This window comes from Ramlibacter paludis, from assembly GCF_022012305.1.
GTDB lineage: Bacteria > Pseudomonadota > Gammaproteobacteria > Burkholderiales > Burkholderiaceae_C > Ramlibacter > Ramlibacter paludis.
In genome coordinates this window covers 212,701-226,045 of the sequence record NZ_JAKLTM010000001.1, presented here as the reverse complement: position 1 = coordinate 226,045, position 13,345 = coordinate 212,701, and the positions used below count along the sequence as shown (strand labels likewise).

Below are 13,345 nucleotides of genomic sequence, written 5' to 3'. Positions count from 1 at the left end.
CCACTGGCGGCCGTTTTCTGCCAACTAAATCACTTGCCGAATGAACATTTGCTGGCGAACGGCGTTGACGGCAGAGCTTACAGTTAGCAACACTGGTCACTTCCTGTGAAAGGTGGTGACCATGGACTTCCTCCAGCAAACCATGCGACGCGCGGCCCTCCTCGGCGCCGCAGTCCTCGCCAGCGTGGCGGTGTCTTCCTGCGGCGGCGGTGAACCTTATACCGGCCTCTGGCAGGGCACGGTCGACAACCGCGCCGCCAGCGCGATCGTCCTCGGTGACGGCACCTACTACCTGAAGTACGCCGGCACGCCCGGAACGCTGGGCGGCCTCGTGCGCGGCACCGGCGATTTCCAGGGCGCGAAATTCACCTCGACCGACGGCGTGGACTACCACTTCGCCTATCCGCCGCAGCGTCCGACGCCCGCCGCCATCAGCGGCAAGGTGACGGGCAGCAACGGCATCAAGGGAACCATGAACGCCGCGGCGCTGCAGCTCGGTTACCTGAAGGCCTTCGATCCCGATGGCAAGCTGGCCGACCTGGCGGGCTCCTACCCGGGCGAAGTGACGTTCTCGCTGGGCCTGCGCCAGACCACCTTCAACGTGACGGCGGACGGCAAGCTGAGCACCGTGCTGAACGGCTGCAGCATCACCGGGCAGGTGGTGCCGCGCCGCGACGACGCCTACGACCTGACCATCCAGTTCGGCGGCCTGCCTTGCGTGTTCCCGGGCGTGGTGTTCTCGGGCGCCGCCGTCTACAGCCACGACCTGCAGCAGCTGGAAGCCGCCGTGGTGAATACCACCTACGGTCAGGCGCTGACGTTCGTCGCCACGAAGTCCTTGTAGGCCGCCCGCACCGAAGGTGCGCGCGCGTTCAGCGCGATCAGCAGCTGCGCGACGTAGTACGTCGCCAGCACCGCGAACTGCGCCATCGGCAGCGGCAGGGCGAACTTGTTGATCGCCAGCAGCGAATCGCTGGCCATGAAGAACAGCGCTCCCGCCGCGACCGCGGTCGATGCGGCATCGCGCACCGCCACCGCCCGCCCGATCGCCTGTGCCGCCATCAGCGCGATCACGAGGGTGTAGAGCGCGACGGCGACTTTCAGCACCGGGTCCAGCGTCGGATAGAGGAAGGCGTACATCGCCGCGCCTGCCGCGAGCGTGCCGGCCAGCGCGCTGCCGCTCGGGAACCACTGCACGCCTTGCCGGAACAGGGCGAGGTAGCAAAGGTGCGCCAGCAGGAAGCTCGCCAGTCCCGGAATGAAATAGCCGGAGAGCATCAGGAACACATCACCGGCCAGCGAGAAGGCCAGCGCCGCGACGAGTAGCGCCTCGAAGCGGCCGCCCCGCCCGCGCTGCAGCACGCAGGCAACCGCCAGCACCATGGCCAGCGGCTTGAACACGAGGTGCGGGCCCTGCAGTCCCAGCGCGGAGGTGGCGACGGACAGCGCCGCCGCCTCGACCAGCAGCACCTGCAGCACCGTCAGCCGTCCTTGCAGCACCGTGCCCACGGCCCACATGCCCGTGCACAGGGCGGCAAGCCAGATCACCGACCCGGCCAGTGGCGCCTGGTCGGCATGCCAGAGGAACCACAGCACGCCGCCCAGCAGGGCGATGAACTGCAGGCTCGCGAACCAGCCCACCGCCATCGACACGGGCGGGTGGTAGCGCTCCACCTTCGCGATGTCGAACGGTGGTTTCGGGAAGCGCTGCGCCACGTCGTCCGGCCGCCAGCCCGGCGGCTTGAACCACACGCGCAGCTTGTCGCCCCAGGACCGCGCGTGCCAGCTGTCCTGCGCCAGCGCCCAGAACACTTCGGCGTTGGACCACAGCGGGTCCCAGCTGCGCAGCGGCGCGCGCGTGCCGTAGACGCACTGCTCGCCTTCCTCGCGGAAGGTGCCGAACAGGCGGTCCCACAGCACCAGGATGCCGCCGTAATTGCGATCGAGGTAGATGTCGTTCACGGCGTGGTGCACACGGTGGTTGGACGGCGAGCAGAACACGCGGTCGAACCAGCCCAGCTTGCCGACGTGTTCGGTGTGCACCCAGAACTGGTACAGCAGGTCGACCAGGGCGACGATGCCGAACACCAGCGGCGGCACGCCGGCCAGCGCCATCGGCACGTAGAACACCCAGTTCAGGAAGGGATAGGTGGAGGGCTGCCGCAGCGCCGTCGACAGGTTGTAGTCCTGGCTCTGGTGATGCACCACGTGCGCGGCCCAGAACAGCGCCACGCGGTGGCCGGTGCGGTGCTGCCAGTAGTAGCAGAAGTCGTAGAAGACCAGCGCCGCGAGCCAGCCGACGGGCGACAGCCAGAAAGCCTGCGCATCGACCAGCGCGATGTGCGCGGCCAGCGCCGTGTAGATGCCGACGCGAAAGAGCGTGAGCAGCGCGCCGCTGGCCTCGCTCAGCATGCCCAGGCTGATGCTGTTGATGGCGTCGTTCAGCCGGTAGGTGTTGCGGCCGCGGTAGATCCCCCAGGCGTACTCCAGGGCGATCAGCAGCAGGAAGACCGGGGTCGCCAGGACGATGACCTGGCTGGGCGACAGTTGCATGCCGCCATTTTGATCCGGCTCAGGTCAGCGCGCCTCTGGCGTCAACCCGGATGATTTTCTCCACCTTGCCGCGCTCGATGCCGCCGCCGACTCCGATCAGATAACGGTGCAGGTTGACGGTGGGATCGCAATGGCCGGGAATGAGCCAGACCACGTCATCGAGCTGGGGCACGCGCTGGTTGGCGCCTTTGGGACGCAGGATGCCGTGCTCGTCGCCGCCGTTGGCGTATTCGAGCTCGCCGGTCGGCTCCAGCGTCAGCACCGTCGGCAGGCCCGAGTCGATGGCGTGGCTCTTGTGGCCGGCATCGCAGACCGCATGCCGCAGGCTCGAGCTCATCACCCGCGACTTGACGTAGAGCGCGTGTTCGAACTGCGGCTGCGCGGGGTCGCGCTCGTTGGCGGCGTAGTCGGCGTCCATGAACAGGAAGGAGCCGGCCTGCAGCTCGCCGAAGACGCCGCTGGCCGCTTCGCAGACCATGCTGCCCGTGCCGGCGCCGGTCACCAGTTCCACCGGCACGCCTTCGGCTTCGATCTGCTTGCGCGTGAACAGCACGTCCTGCACGACGACGCCGATCGCATCGCGCCGCGCCTGTGCGGTGCGCAGGTGCTGCGCCTTGCCGTGGTAGGCCTGCAGGCCGGCGAAGCGCAGCGCGGGGTGCTTGCGGATTTCGTGCGCGAGTTCGACGGCAGCGCGGCCGGGCGGCACGCCGCAGCGCCCCTGGCCGACGTCGATCTCGACGAACACGTCGATCACCGCCGGCACCCCGCCGCCATGCCGGCGCTCGTTCATGGCGCCGGCCAGGCGCCGCACGCCTTCCAGGCTGTCGACGGCAATCGCGAGCTGGCCGTGGCTGGAGGCGAGCTGCTGCGCGAGCTCCGCCACGCGCGCGAGCTTGGCGGGCGCCACCACCTCGTTGCTGATGTAGACGTTGGGTACGCCGCCGTTGACCATCACTTCGGCCTCGGCCACCTTCTGCACGCAGACGCCGACCGCGCCGGCCTGCATCTGCAGCTTGGCCAGGGCGGAGCTCTTGTGCATCTTGGCGTGCGGGCGCCAGCGGATGTCGTGCTTGCGCGCGAACTCCGCCATGCGGCTCAGGTTGCGCTGCATGGCGTCGAGGTCGAGGACCAGCGCCGGGGTGTCGATGGCGCTGACCGGCTGCCCTACGAGCCGCTTGAGCGCTTCAGAAAGAGGTGTTTTCGTCGGCTGCGCCATGTTCCAGGTGCTGGGTGTCGGACCAGCCGACCAGGGTGAACCCCTGCGGGGTCCAGAGCAGGCGGTTGATCGCGCCATTGGGCAGCTGCCAGGTGCGCGGCGAATTGACTTCCTGGCCGGTGGCGATGCGGTACAGCGTGTCCAGCACGCCGCCGTGCGCCACCACCGCGATCTGCTCGCCGGCGTGGCGCGAGGCCAGGTCGCTCACGGTGCGGGTCACGCGCTCGCGCAACTGCAGCAGCGACTCGCCGCCTTCGGGCGGCTCCCACTCGGGCATGCGCTTGCGCCAGTTCTGCGCGTGTTCGGGCCAGGTCTCGTGGATCTCGTCGAAGGTCTTGCCCTCGAACATGCCGAAGCGGCGCTCGCGCAGGCCGGGATGCGCGACCACCGGGATGCCGGCGGCTTCGCCGATGGCGCGCGCCGTTTCGTGGGCCCGCCCCAGGTCGCTGGAATAGATGGCGGCGATCTGCTCCGCCGACAACGCATGGCCGACGCGACGCGCCTGCCAGCGGCCGGTTTCGTTCAGCTGGATGTCCAGCTGGCCCTGGATGCGCGCATCGACGTTCCAGGAGGTTTCACCATGCCGCACGGCAATGATGCGAGTCGCTTCCATAACCGCCCATTGTATGGAGTGGCCTGCGTCCTGCCGCAAAAAAAGATAACTTGTGTTCTCAGCCGCCGACGTGGATGTCGACGCGGCGCGGCCCCGGCGGCGGATTGGGGAAGCCCTGCATGGCCGCCTCGAACATGAGCGGGAACACCACGCGGGCGTCGCTCCAGGGGCCGTCGTTGAGGGCGCGCGTCTCGTACACGACCTGCTGCGTGCCCAGGTCGCGCAGCACCACGCTCACCTCGCGCCGGAACCACAGCTGCTCGAACCGCGACGGGTACATCGAACTGCCGATGCCGACGCCGATCCCGCGGCCGGCGTATCCGCCGCCCCAGCCCCAACCCCAGCCGCCGCGGTAGCTCCACGGGTCGGCGAAAGGCGAGAGCACTTCTTCCTCGCGCGCGCTGACCTGCACGGAATAACGCGGCGAGGTGTCGTCCCGCCGCAACCCGGCCTTGGACAAGGCCGGCTCGGCGGTCTGTTCCAGCGCGACCTGCATCGGCCCCGCGGCCAGTTGCGAAGGCAGGCGCTCGAAGCGATAGCCCGCCTGGGCGGGCGGGGCGGCCAGCTGGGAGAAGGTGAGGACGGTGTTGTCCAGCGTGTAGCCGGTGGCGCAGCCGGACAGGACGACAACCGCCAGGAGGGCGGCGGTGAGGGGAGTGGTCAGGCAACGCATCAGATGTCCTTCCTGAGTGCGAGGCGCCGGTGCCTCAGAGCTTGATGACCTGCAGGCCGGGCAGCTGCGGGGCCACGGGGAATTCCTCGTGGTCGAAGGCCTTGTCGCCGTCCGGGCTCGGCACGCCGTCGGCGGTCAGACCCTTGAAGTCGTGCAACGTTCCATCGGCCAGGTGCGAGGGCACCACGTTCTGCAAGGCGTGCAGCATGTTGTCGAGGCGCCCGGGGAACTTCTTGTCCCACTCCTTGAGCATCGCGCCCACCTGCTTGCGCTGCAGGTTCTCCTGGCTGCCGCACAAGGTGCAGGGGATGAGGGGGAAGGCCTGCACCTCGGCCCAGCGCACCAGGTCCTTCTCGGACACATAGGCCAGCGGGCGGATCACCACGTGCTTGCCGTCGTCGCTCACCAGCTTGGGCGGCATGCCCTTGAGCTTGCCGCCGAAGAACATGTTGAGGAACAGCGTCTGCAGCATGTCGTCGCGGTGGTGCCCCAGCGCGATCTTGGTGGCGCCGAGTTCGTCGGCCACGCGGTACAGGATGCCGCGGCGCAGGCGGCTGCACAGGCTGCACAGCGTCTTGCCCTCGGGGATCTTGTCCTTGACGATGGAGTAGGTGTCCTGCTCCTCGATGTGGAAGGGCACGCCCAGCGCCTTCAGGTATTCCGGCAGCACGTGCTCGGGGAAGCCGGGCTGCTTCTGGTCGAGGTTGACGGCGACCAGCTCGAAGTTCACCGGCGCGCGCTTCTGCAGCTTGAGCAGCACGTCCAGCATCGCGTAGCTGTCCTTGCCGCCGGAGAGGCAGACCATGACCTTGTCGCCCTCGGCGATCATCCCGTAGTCGCCGATCGCCTGGCCCACAAGGCGGCACAGGCGCTTTTCCAGCTTGTGGTTCTCGCGCTCGATCTTGCGATCGGCGGAGAGGGGGATGGGATCGTTTTCTATCCAGACGGCGCTCATGGGCCGTATTTTCTCACCCCGGCCCGGAACGCGCCGTTCAGGGCCCGCCGCCGGAGGCGCCCATGGGGCCGGAGCCGCTGTAGAAATTGCCCATCCAGCTGTCGGGCGCGTCGATGGTTCGCACGAAGCTGGTGCTGCCGGGGGTGAAAGTGGCGGTGCAGGCGCACAGGGCAAGCAGGGCCAGGAGGGCGAAGACGCGCTTCATGCGCGCATTCTGGTCAGGGTGGGCGGGCTTTTCTGTGGGACCAAGGTCCCATGCCCGATTCACCACTGGCCGGTTTCGACGCGGATGGCGACTTCGCAGTCCTCGAAGATTTCCAGCTTGACGATGCGCACCCGCACCCCCAGCACGCCGGGCAGCTGCATCAGCCGGTGGGCCAGCTTGCCGATCATCGATTCCAGCAGGTTCACGTGCGTGGCCGTGCACTCGTCGATGATGATCTTGCGCACCTTGCGGTAGTCGAGGACGTGCGTGATGTCGTCGTCGGAGGGCAGCAGGGGCTGCGTCCCCAGGTTCAGTTCCGCGTCGACCAGGATCGGCTGCGGCGCGGTCTTCTCGTGGTCGAGGATGCCGAGGTTGGCGTCGAAGCGCAGGCCTTCGAGGGTGAGGATCTGGGTGCCGGCCTTGGTCATTTTGATCACATGAGCGAGAAGTCGCGTTCGAATTTCATGAGGTGCTGTCCCCCGTCCACCAGCAAGGTTGTGCCGGTGATCGAGCGATTTTCCAGCGCGAAGCGCACGGCGCCTGCGACGTCCTCGGGCGTGGAAGAGCGGCCCAAGGGCGACAGTTTGTGCAGCTGCTCGAACTTCTCCTGCGACAACAGGTGACTCGTCAGCGTGAGCCCGGGCGCGACACCGACCACGCGCAATTGCGGCGCAAGCGCCTGCGCGAGCAGCGTCGTGGCCGACTCCAGTGCGGCCTTCGACAGCGTGTAGCTGAAGAAATCCGGATTCGGGTTCCACAGCTTCTGGTCCAGCAGGTTGACGACCGCGCCTTCGCCATTGCGTGCAGCCACGTGTTCGTGCAGCGCTTGCGCAAGCAGCACCGGGGCGGCGGCATTGGTGGCCATGTGCTTCGCCAGTGAAGCGGCGGCGAAGCTCTGGGCGTTGTCGTGCTCGAACAAGGACGCGCTGTTCACCACCGCATCCACCGTGCCGTAGTGCTGCACCACCGCGGCGAACAGGGTGCGCACCTGTGCCTCCTGGGACAGGTCCGCCTGGAAGGCCTTCGCCTGCGGACCGCAGTCGGCGACGGTCTGGGCCGCATCGCTGCCGCGATGGTGCACCGCCACGCGCCAGCCGGCCCGCGCCAGTTCAAGCGCGATCGCCCGGCCCAGCCGCTTGGCGGCGCCGGTCACGAGCACGGTGCGGACGGGAGCTGCGTTCATTCGCGGACAATCGCGCAGTGGACCAAGATGCATCGAGTGTAACGAGCGCGCTGGCGAAGCTGGTCGCGCAGCAGGTGGAACGTGCGGGTGGCTGGCTGCCCTTCGACCGCTACATGGCGCTGGCGCTGTATGCGCCCGGCCTCGGCTATTACGCGAACACCTCGCGCAAGTTCGGCGCCATGCCGGCTTCGGGCAGCGACTTCGTGACGGCACCGGAGATGACGCCGCTGTTCGGCGCGACGCTGGCGGTGCAGGTCGAGGAAGCGCTCGAGCAGACGGGGACGCGCGAAGTCTTCGAATTCGGCGCGGGCTCGGGCGCCTTGGCCATGCAGCTGCTGGACACGCTGGGCAAGAGGATCCGCCGCTACACCATCGTCGAACTCTCGGCGAGCCTGCGGGAGCGGCAGCAGCAGGCGCTCGCGAAGTGGGGCGCGCGTGTGCAGTGGGTGAGCGAATTGCCGCAGAAGATGGCCGGCGTCGTCGTGGGCAACGAGGTGCTGGATGCGATGCCGGTGAAGCTGCTGGTGCGCAAGGACGGCGCCTGGTACGAGCGCGGTGTCGGACCTGGCATCGCTTGGGTCGACCAGCCCACGGACCTGCGCCCGCCGATCGAGATCGAGGGCACGCACGACTACCTGACCGAGATCCATCCGCAGGCGCAGGCCTTCATGCGGACCATGGCGGACCGCCTGCAGCAGGGCGCCGCGTTCTTCCTCGACTACGGCTTTCCCGAGGCCGAGTACTACCACCCGCAACGCAGCACCGGCACGGTGATGTGCCACCGCGGCCACCTGGCCGATCCCGATCCGCTGGCATCGCCTGGCGAGAAGGACATCACCGCCCACGTCGACTTCACGGGCATCGCGCTGGCGGCGCAGGAGGCCGGGCTGCCGGTGCTCGGTTACACGACCCAGGCGCATTTCCTCATCAACTGCGGACTGGTGCAGAAGCTGGAACATGCGTCGCTGGCCGAGCGGACGGCGGCGCAGCGGCTGATCACCGAGCACGAGATGGGGGAGATCTTCAAGGTGATGGCCTTCCATCGCGGGCCGTTCTGGGACGCGGTGGGCTTCCGCAACGGCGACCGCACGGCGCGGTTGTGAGGCAGCTGGGTCGGTAACTGGACTGGATCCCGGGGCTAGCCGGGGATGACAGGTCCGTATCACTTCGGCCACGATTTGGCCGAAGATCGCGCTTGCCCGGCTAAAGTGGCCCTCCTAGCATCCGAACCACAACAGGAGACAACAGCGTGACCCGCTGGGACCAGCTTTCGGCCGCCGAGATGGACGTGCTCCAGACCGTGTTCTGGTCGCTGGGCAGTTCCCGCAATGCGCTCGCCGACCGCCTCGAGTGCTCCAAGAGCAAGGCCAACGCGCTGGCTGCCGGCCTGATCGAACAAGGCCTGCTCGAAGAGACCGGCCTGCAAGCCTCTTCCGGCGGCCGCCGCCCCGAAACACTGCAACTCGCGCAAGGCCTGGGCGCCGTGATCGGCGTCGACCTCGGCGCCACCAGCCTCGACGTGGCCGTGATGCGGCCCGACCTCACCGTGCTGGCACGCCACTCCGAAGACGCCGACGTGCGCGCCGGCCCCGGCGTCGTGCTGGCGCGCGTGCGCGACGTGATGCGCGAGCTGCTGGCGCAATGCGGCCTGTCGGCCAGGAAGGTGATCGGCGTCGGCATGGGCGTGCCGGGCCCGGTGGACTTCGCCAGCGCGCAGCTGGTCAACCCGCCGCTGATGCCCGAGTGGGACAGCTTCTCCATCCGCGACTACCTGGGCGAGGCCTTTGCCGCGCCGGTGTTCGTCGACAACGACGTCAACCTGATGGCGCTGGGCGAACTGTGGCGGTTGCAGCGCGGGCTGCAGAACTTCATGGTGATCAAGGTCGGCACCGGCATCGGCTGCGGCATCGTCTGCCACGGCGAGGTCTACCGCGGGGCCAACGGCTCCGCGGGCGACGTCGGCCACATCTGCGTCGATCAGGCCGGGCCGCGCTGCCACTGCGGCAACTTCGGCTGCGTCGAGGCGATGGCGGCGGCGCCGGCCATCACGCGCCTGGCCACCGCCGCCGCCGAAGCCGGCGAAAGCCCCGCGCTGGCGGAGATCCTGCGCGCGAACGGCAAGCTCACCGCAGTCGACGTCGGCCAGGCCAGCCGCAACGGCGATGCCGCCGCCAACGCGATCATCCAGAAGGCCGGCAGCCTGATCGGCCAGATGCTCGCCTCGGTGGTGAACTTCTTCAATCCCTCGCACGTGTTCATCGGCGGCGGCGTCACGCAGATCGGCCCGCTGTTCCTGGCCTCGGTGCGGCAAAGCGTCTATCACCGCTCGCTGGCGCTCTCGACGCGGCACCTCGAGATCCAGTACACGCCGCTGGGCGGCCAGGCCGGCATCGTCGGCGCCGGCGCGCTGGCGATGCAGGAGTCGCTCAAGCTGCATGGAGCGCGGCCATGAGCCTGGGCATCGAGTTCAAGGACCTCACGCGCAACTTCGGTCCGGTGCAGGTGCTGCATGGCGTGAGCTTCGCGATCGCGCCGGGCAAGGTCACGGGCCTCCTCGGCGAGAACGGCGCCGGCAAGTCGACGCTGATGAAGATCCTGGCGGGCTACCTCGAAGCCACCAGCGGCCAGGTGCTGGTGAACGGCCAGCCGCAACGCTTCCGCAGCTCGCGCGAGGCGGAAGCGCAAGGCATCGTGCTGATCCACCAGGAGTTCAACCTGGCGGAAGACCTGACCATCGCGCAGAACATCTTCCTGGGCCACGAGAAGAACCGCGGCTGGCTGCTCGACGACGACGCGATGCGCAAGGCGACCGAGGACGTGCTGAAGCAGGTGGGCCTCGTTGCCAGCCCCGACACCCGCGTGCGGCAGCTGATCGTCGCCGAGAAGCAGCTGGTCGAGATCGCGAAGGCCCTGGCGCGCAAGGCCAGGCTCCTGGTCATGGACGAACCGACGGCGACGCTGACGCCCGGCGAAACCCAGCGCCTGTTCGCGCTGATGGCGCAGCTGAAGGCCGATGGCGTGACCCTGGTCTACATCTCGCACAAGCTGGACGAAGTGGAGAAGGTGACCGACGAGGTGATCGTGATGCGCGACGGCCAGTTCGTCACGCGGCGGCCGACGGCCGAACTCACGCGCCACGCCATGGCCAACCTGATGGTGGGGCGCGAGATCTCCGACCTGTTCCCCGCCAAGGAGCCCGCGCCCGCCGCGCAACCCATGCTGCAGGTGCGCGGCTTCAGCGTGCCCGGCTGGGCGCAGGACGTGAGCTTCGAGGTGCGTCCGGGCGAGATCCTCGGCTTCGCCGGCCTGGTCGGCGCCGGCCGCACCGAATTGTTCGAAGGCCTGCTGGGTCTGCGCGCCTCCAGCGCCGGCGAAGTGGCCGTAGCAGGCAAGGTCGTGCACTTGCGCAATCCGCGCGATGCAGCCAACGAAGGCATCACCTACCTCAGCGAAGACCGCAAGGGCAAGGGCCTGCACGTCGACTTCGGCCTGCGCGAGAACCTGACCCTGATGAACCTGCGCGAATACGCCGCGCCGGTGCTGTCGCCGCAGAAGGAAGAAGCGGCGCTGGCCGAAGCCGTGCAAGTCTTCGGCATCCGCACCGGCAACCTGCGGTCCAGGGCCTCGTCGCTCTCCGGCGGCAACCAGCAGAAGCTGGCGCTGGCCAAGGTGTTGCAGCCGAAGCCGCGCGTCGTGGTGCTGGACGAGCCCACGCGCGGCGTCGACGTCGGCGCCAAGCGGGACATCTACTTCCTGGTGCAGCGCCTGGCGCGCGAGGGCCAGGCCGTCGTCGTGATCTCGTCGGAGCTGGTCGAACTGATCGGCCTGTGCCACCGCGTGGCCGTGATGCGCGGCGGCCGCCTGACCGCCACCCTGCAGGACGAGCACCTGACCGAAGAGGAACTCATCGCCCATGCCACCGGAACCCGTTGAATCGCGCCCGGCGCGCGCCGCCGCCCTGTGGGGCAAGCTGCACGGCTTCGGCCCGGTGGCGGGACTGGTGCTGCTGTGCATCGCCGGCACGCTGCTGAACGCCGAATTCGCCACCCTGGACAACACGCTGAACGTGCTGACCCGCACCGCCTTCATCGGGATCATCGCGGTGGGCATGTGCTTCGTGATCATCAGCGGCGGCATCGACCTGTCGGTCGGTTCGATGGCGGCGCTGATCGCCGGCTGCGTGATCCTGGTGATGAACCACGCGGCGGGCACCATTGCGTCGCCCGCGCTGGTGGTGGCCATCGGCATGCTGCTGGCGCTGGTGCTGGGCGCCGCATTCGGGCTGGCGCATGGGCTGCTGATCACCAAGGGCCGCATCGAGCCCTTCATCGTCACCCTGGGCACGCTGGGGATCTTCCGCGCCTACCTCACCTACTTCGCCAACGGCGGCGCGATCACGCTCGACAACGCGCTGGCGGACGTCTACGCGCCGGTCTACTACGGCAGCCTGCTGGGCGTGCCCTTCCCGGTGTGGGTCTTCGCCCTCGTGGCGCTGGCCGGCGGCTTCATCCTGAATCGCACGGCCTACGGACGCTACGTGCAGGCGATCGGCTCCAACGAACAGGTCGCGCGCTATGCCGCCGTGTCGGTCGACCAGGTGAAGATCTTCACCTACATGCTGCTCGGGCTGTGCGTGGGCATCGCCACGCTGCTCTACGTGCCGCGCCTGGGCTCGGCCTCGCCCACCACCGGCCTGCTGTGGGAGCTGGAGGCGATCGCGGCCGTCATCGTCGGCGGCACGGCGCTCAAGGGCGGCAGCGGCAGCATCGCCGGCACCGTGGTGGGCGCGATCCTGCTTTCGGTCATCAACAACATCCTCAACCTCACCAGCATCATCAGCGTCTACCTGAATGCGGCGGTGCAGGGTTTCGTGATCATCGTCGTCGCCTTCCTGCAGCGAGGGCGGCGATGAAGGACCGTGTTTTTCCACCGCAGCCGCAAGGCCGCTTCTTACGCAACCCCAAGGAGACAACCATGACGAAATTCACCCGCAGGCTGGCGCTGGGCGCCGCGGCGATGGCAGCGATGCTGACGGTGGCGCCCGCCGCCCTGGCGCAGGCCAAGAAGGAGGTGCTGGGCGTGTCCATGCCCGCGGCCACCCACAGCTTCATGGCCGGCGCCGTGTACTGGGCGAACGAAGCCAAGAAGGACCTGGAGAAGGCCAACCCCAACATCCAGGTGATCGTGAAGACGGCGGCCAACGCCTCCGAGCAGGCCAACCAGCTGCAGGACCTGGTGACGGTCAACAAGATCACCTCGCTGGTCGTGTTCCCCTTCGAATCGGCGGCGCTCACCAAGCCGGTGGCACAGGTCAAGGCCAAGGGCATCTACGTCACCGTGGTCGACCGCGGCCTCACCGACCCGAGCGCGCAGGACGCCTACGTCTCCGGCGACAACACCGCCTTCGGCAAGATCCCGGCCGAATACATCGCCAAGGCGCTGAACGGCAAGGGCGAGATCGTCGCGCTGCGCGGCATCCCGACCACGCTGGACAACGAGCGCATGGACGCGTTCAACGCCGTGATGAAGAACTATCCCGGCATCAAGCTGCTGGACGCCAAGCACGGCAACTGGAACCGCGACGACGCCTTCAAGGTCACGCAGGACTACCTGACGCGCTTCAAGCACATCGACGCGATCTGGGCCGCCGACGACGACATGGCCGTGGGCGTGCTGAAGGCGATCGAGCAGGCCAAGCGCAAGGACATCAAGCTGGTGTTCGGCGGCGCCGGCGCCAAGGGCGCGATCAAGACGCTGATGGACGGCAGCGACCCGCTGATCCAGGCCAACGTGTCCTACTCGCCCAAGTTCATGTACGACGCCATCAAGATGACCGGCGAAGCGCGCCTGAAGGGCGCGAAGCTGCCCGCGAACAACATCGTGCCCTCGGTGCTGATCACGAAGCAGAACGCGAAGGACTTCTACTTCCCGAACTCGCCGTTCTGAC

Annotated in this window: 14 protein-coding genes; 6 read left to right on the top strand and 8 right to left on the bottom strand. The window is 68.0% G+C overall.

The features are described 5' to 3' along the window. Positions 1-121: 121 nt before the first annotated feature. Positions 122-844: a hypothetical protein gene (locus LZ009_RS01140; RefSeq protein WP_275696041.1), complete on the top strand. Its 723-nt coding sequence runs from the start codon at positions 122-124 to the stop codon at positions 842-844. Here the strand turns inward: LZ009_RS01140 and LZ009_RS01135 are convergent. Genes LZ009_RS01135 through LZ009_RS01100 form a run of 8 tightly spaced genes read right to left on the bottom strand, consistent with a single transcriptional unit; the run spans position 808 to position 7,398 of the window. Beyond that, a complete protein-coding gene (locus LZ009_RS01135; RefSeq protein ID WP_275696040.1) occupies positions 808-2,553 on the bottom strand; it encodes a lysoplasmalogenase family protein in 1,746 nt (581 codons plus the stop codon). The genes LZ009_RS01140 and LZ009_RS01135 overlap by 37 nt on opposite strands. Before the next feature lie 19 nt (positions 2,554-2,572). Then, on the bottom strand, positions 2,573-3,769 hold the full coding sequence (locus LZ009_RS01130) for a DSD1 family PLP-dependent enzyme (RefSeq protein WP_275696039.1): 1,197 nt from the start codon (positions 3,767-3,769) through the stop codon (positions 2,573-2,575). Beyond that, on the bottom strand, positions 3,738-4,382 hold the full coding sequence (locus LZ009_RS01125) for a histidine phosphatase family protein (RefSeq protein ID WP_275696038.1): 645 nt from the start codon (positions 4,380-4,382) through the stop codon (positions 3,738-3,740). The genes LZ009_RS01130 and LZ009_RS01125 overlap by 32 nt, the downstream gene beginning before the upstream one ends. 58 nt (positions 4,383-4,440) lie before the next feature. After that, positions 4,441-5,055: a DUF4136 domain-containing protein gene (locus LZ009_RS01120; RefSeq protein ID WP_275696037.1), complete on the bottom strand. Its 615-nt coding sequence runs from the start codon at positions 5,053-5,055 to the stop codon at positions 4,441-4,443. 34 nt (positions 5,056-5,089) lie between these two features. Continuing rightward, positions 5,090-6,010: a tRNA 2-thiocytidine(32) synthetase TtcA gene (ttcA, locus tag LZ009_RS01115; protein WP_275696036.1), complete on the bottom strand. Its 921-nt coding sequence runs from the start codon at positions 6,008-6,010 to the stop codon at positions 5,090-5,092. Positions 6,011-6,047: 37 nt separating this feature from the next. Beyond that, positions 6,048-6,215, bottom strand: a complete 168-nt coding sequence (locus LZ009_RS01110; protein ID WP_275696035.1) for a hypothetical protein — start codon at positions 6,213-6,215, stop codon at positions 6,048-6,050. A 59-nt stretch (positions 6,216-6,274) separates the two neighbouring features. After that, the gene (locus LZ009_RS01105; protein ID WP_275696034.1) at positions 6,275-6,643 is read right to left on the bottom strand and encodes a dihydroneopterin aldolase; all 369 of its coding nucleotides are present in this window, start codon (positions 6,641-6,643) and stop codon (positions 6,275-6,277) included. A 5-nt stretch (positions 6,644-6,648) separates the two neighbouring features. Next, a complete protein-coding gene (locus tag LZ009_RS01100; RefSeq protein ID WP_275696033.1) occupies positions 6,649-7,398 on the bottom strand; it encodes an SDR family oxidoreductase in 750 nt (249 codons plus the stop codon). A gap of 17 nt (positions 7,399-7,415) precedes the next feature. Between LZ009_RS01100 and LZ009_RS01095 the strand changes: the two genes are divergently transcribed. From LZ009_RS01095 to LZ009_RS01075, 5 genes are all read left to right on the top strand, one after another. Next, positions 7,416-8,501 carry a class I SAM-dependent methyltransferase gene (locus LZ009_RS01095; protein ID WP_275696032.1) on the top strand — a complete coding sequence of 362 codons (1,086 nt, stop codon included), beginning with the start codon at positions 7,416-7,418 and terminating at the stop codon, positions 8,499-8,501. A 179-nt stretch (positions 8,502-8,680) separates the two neighbouring features. Next, on the top strand, positions 8,681-9,850 hold the full coding sequence (locus LZ009_RS01090) for an ROK family protein (protein WP_275697091.1): 1,170 nt from the start codon (positions 8,681-8,683) through the stop codon (positions 9,848-9,850). After that, on the top strand, positions 9,847-11,331 hold the full coding sequence (locus LZ009_RS01085; RefSeq protein ID WP_275696031.1) for a sugar ABC transporter ATP-binding protein: 1,485 nt from the start codon (positions 9,847-9,849) through the stop codon (positions 11,329-11,331). The genes LZ009_RS01090 and LZ009_RS01085 overlap by 4 nt, the downstream gene beginning before the upstream one ends. After that, a complete protein-coding gene (locus tag LZ009_RS01080; protein ID WP_275696030.1) occupies positions 11,312-12,310 on the top strand; it encodes an ABC transporter permease in 999 nt (332 codons plus the stop codon). The genes LZ009_RS01085 and LZ009_RS01080 overlap by 20 nt, the downstream gene beginning before the upstream one ends. A gap of 104 nt (positions 12,311-12,414) precedes the next feature. Then, the gene (locus LZ009_RS01075) at positions 12,415-13,344 is read left to right on the top strand and encodes a substrate-binding domain-containing protein (protein WP_430300196.1); all 930 of its coding nucleotides are present in this window, start codon (positions 12,415-12,417) and stop codon (positions 13,342-13,344) included. The last annotated feature ends 1 nt before the right edge of the window (position 13,345 follow it).

Bases quoted from the DNA above. Each gene is read 5' to 3' on its own strand.
- LZ009_RS01140 (WP_275696041.1), top strand. From the start codon at position 122: ATGGACTTCCTCCAGCAAACCATGCGACGCGCGGCCCTCCTCGGCGCC.
- LZ009_RS01135 (WP_275696040.1), bottom strand. From the start codon at position 2,553: ATGCAACTGTCGCCCAGCCAGGTCATCGTCCTGGCGACCCCGGTCTTC.
- LZ009_RS01130 (WP_275696039.1), bottom strand. From the start codon at position 3,769: ATGGCGCAGCCGACGAAAACACCTCTTTCTGAAGCGCTCAAGCGGCTC.
- LZ009_RS01125 (WP_275696038.1), bottom strand. From the start codon at position 4,382: ATGGAAGCGACTCGCATCATTGCCGTGCGGCATGGTGAAACCTCCTGG.
- LZ009_RS01120 (WP_275696037.1), bottom strand. From the start codon at position 5,055: ATGCGTTGCCTGACCACTCCCCTCACCGCCGCCCTCCTGGCGGTTGTC.
- ttcA (WP_275696036.1), bottom strand. From the start codon at position 6,010: ATGAGCGCCGTCTGGATAGAAAACGATCCCATCCCCCTCTCCGCCGAT.
- LZ009_RS01110 (WP_275696035.1), bottom strand. From the start codon at position 6,215: ATGAAGCGCGTCTTCGCCCTCCTGGCCCTGCTTGCCCTGTGCGCCTGC.
- LZ009_RS01105 (WP_275696034.1), bottom strand. From the start codon at position 6,643: ATGACCAAGGCCGGCACCCAGATCCTCACCCTCGAAGGCCTGCGCTTC.
- LZ009_RS01100 (WP_275696033.1), bottom strand. From the start codon at position 7,398: ATGAACGCAGCTCCCGTCCGCACCGTGCTCGTGACCGGCGCCGCCAAG.
- LZ009_RS01090 (WP_275697091.1), top strand. From the start codon at position 8,681: ATGGACGTGCTCCAGACCGTGTTCTGGTCGCTGGGCAGTTCCCGCAAT.
- LZ009_RS01085 (WP_275696031.1), top strand. From the start codon at position 9,847: ATGAGCCTGGGCATCGAGTTCAAGGACCTCACGCGCAACTTCGGTCCG.
- LZ009_RS01080 (WP_275696030.1), top strand. From the start codon at position 11,312: ATGCCACCGGAACCCGTTGAATCGCGCCCGGCGCGCGCCGCCGCCCTG.
- LZ009_RS01075 (WP_430300196.1), top strand. From the start codon at position 12,415: ATGGCAGCGATGCTGACGGTGGCGCCCGCCGCCCTGGCGCAGGCCAAG.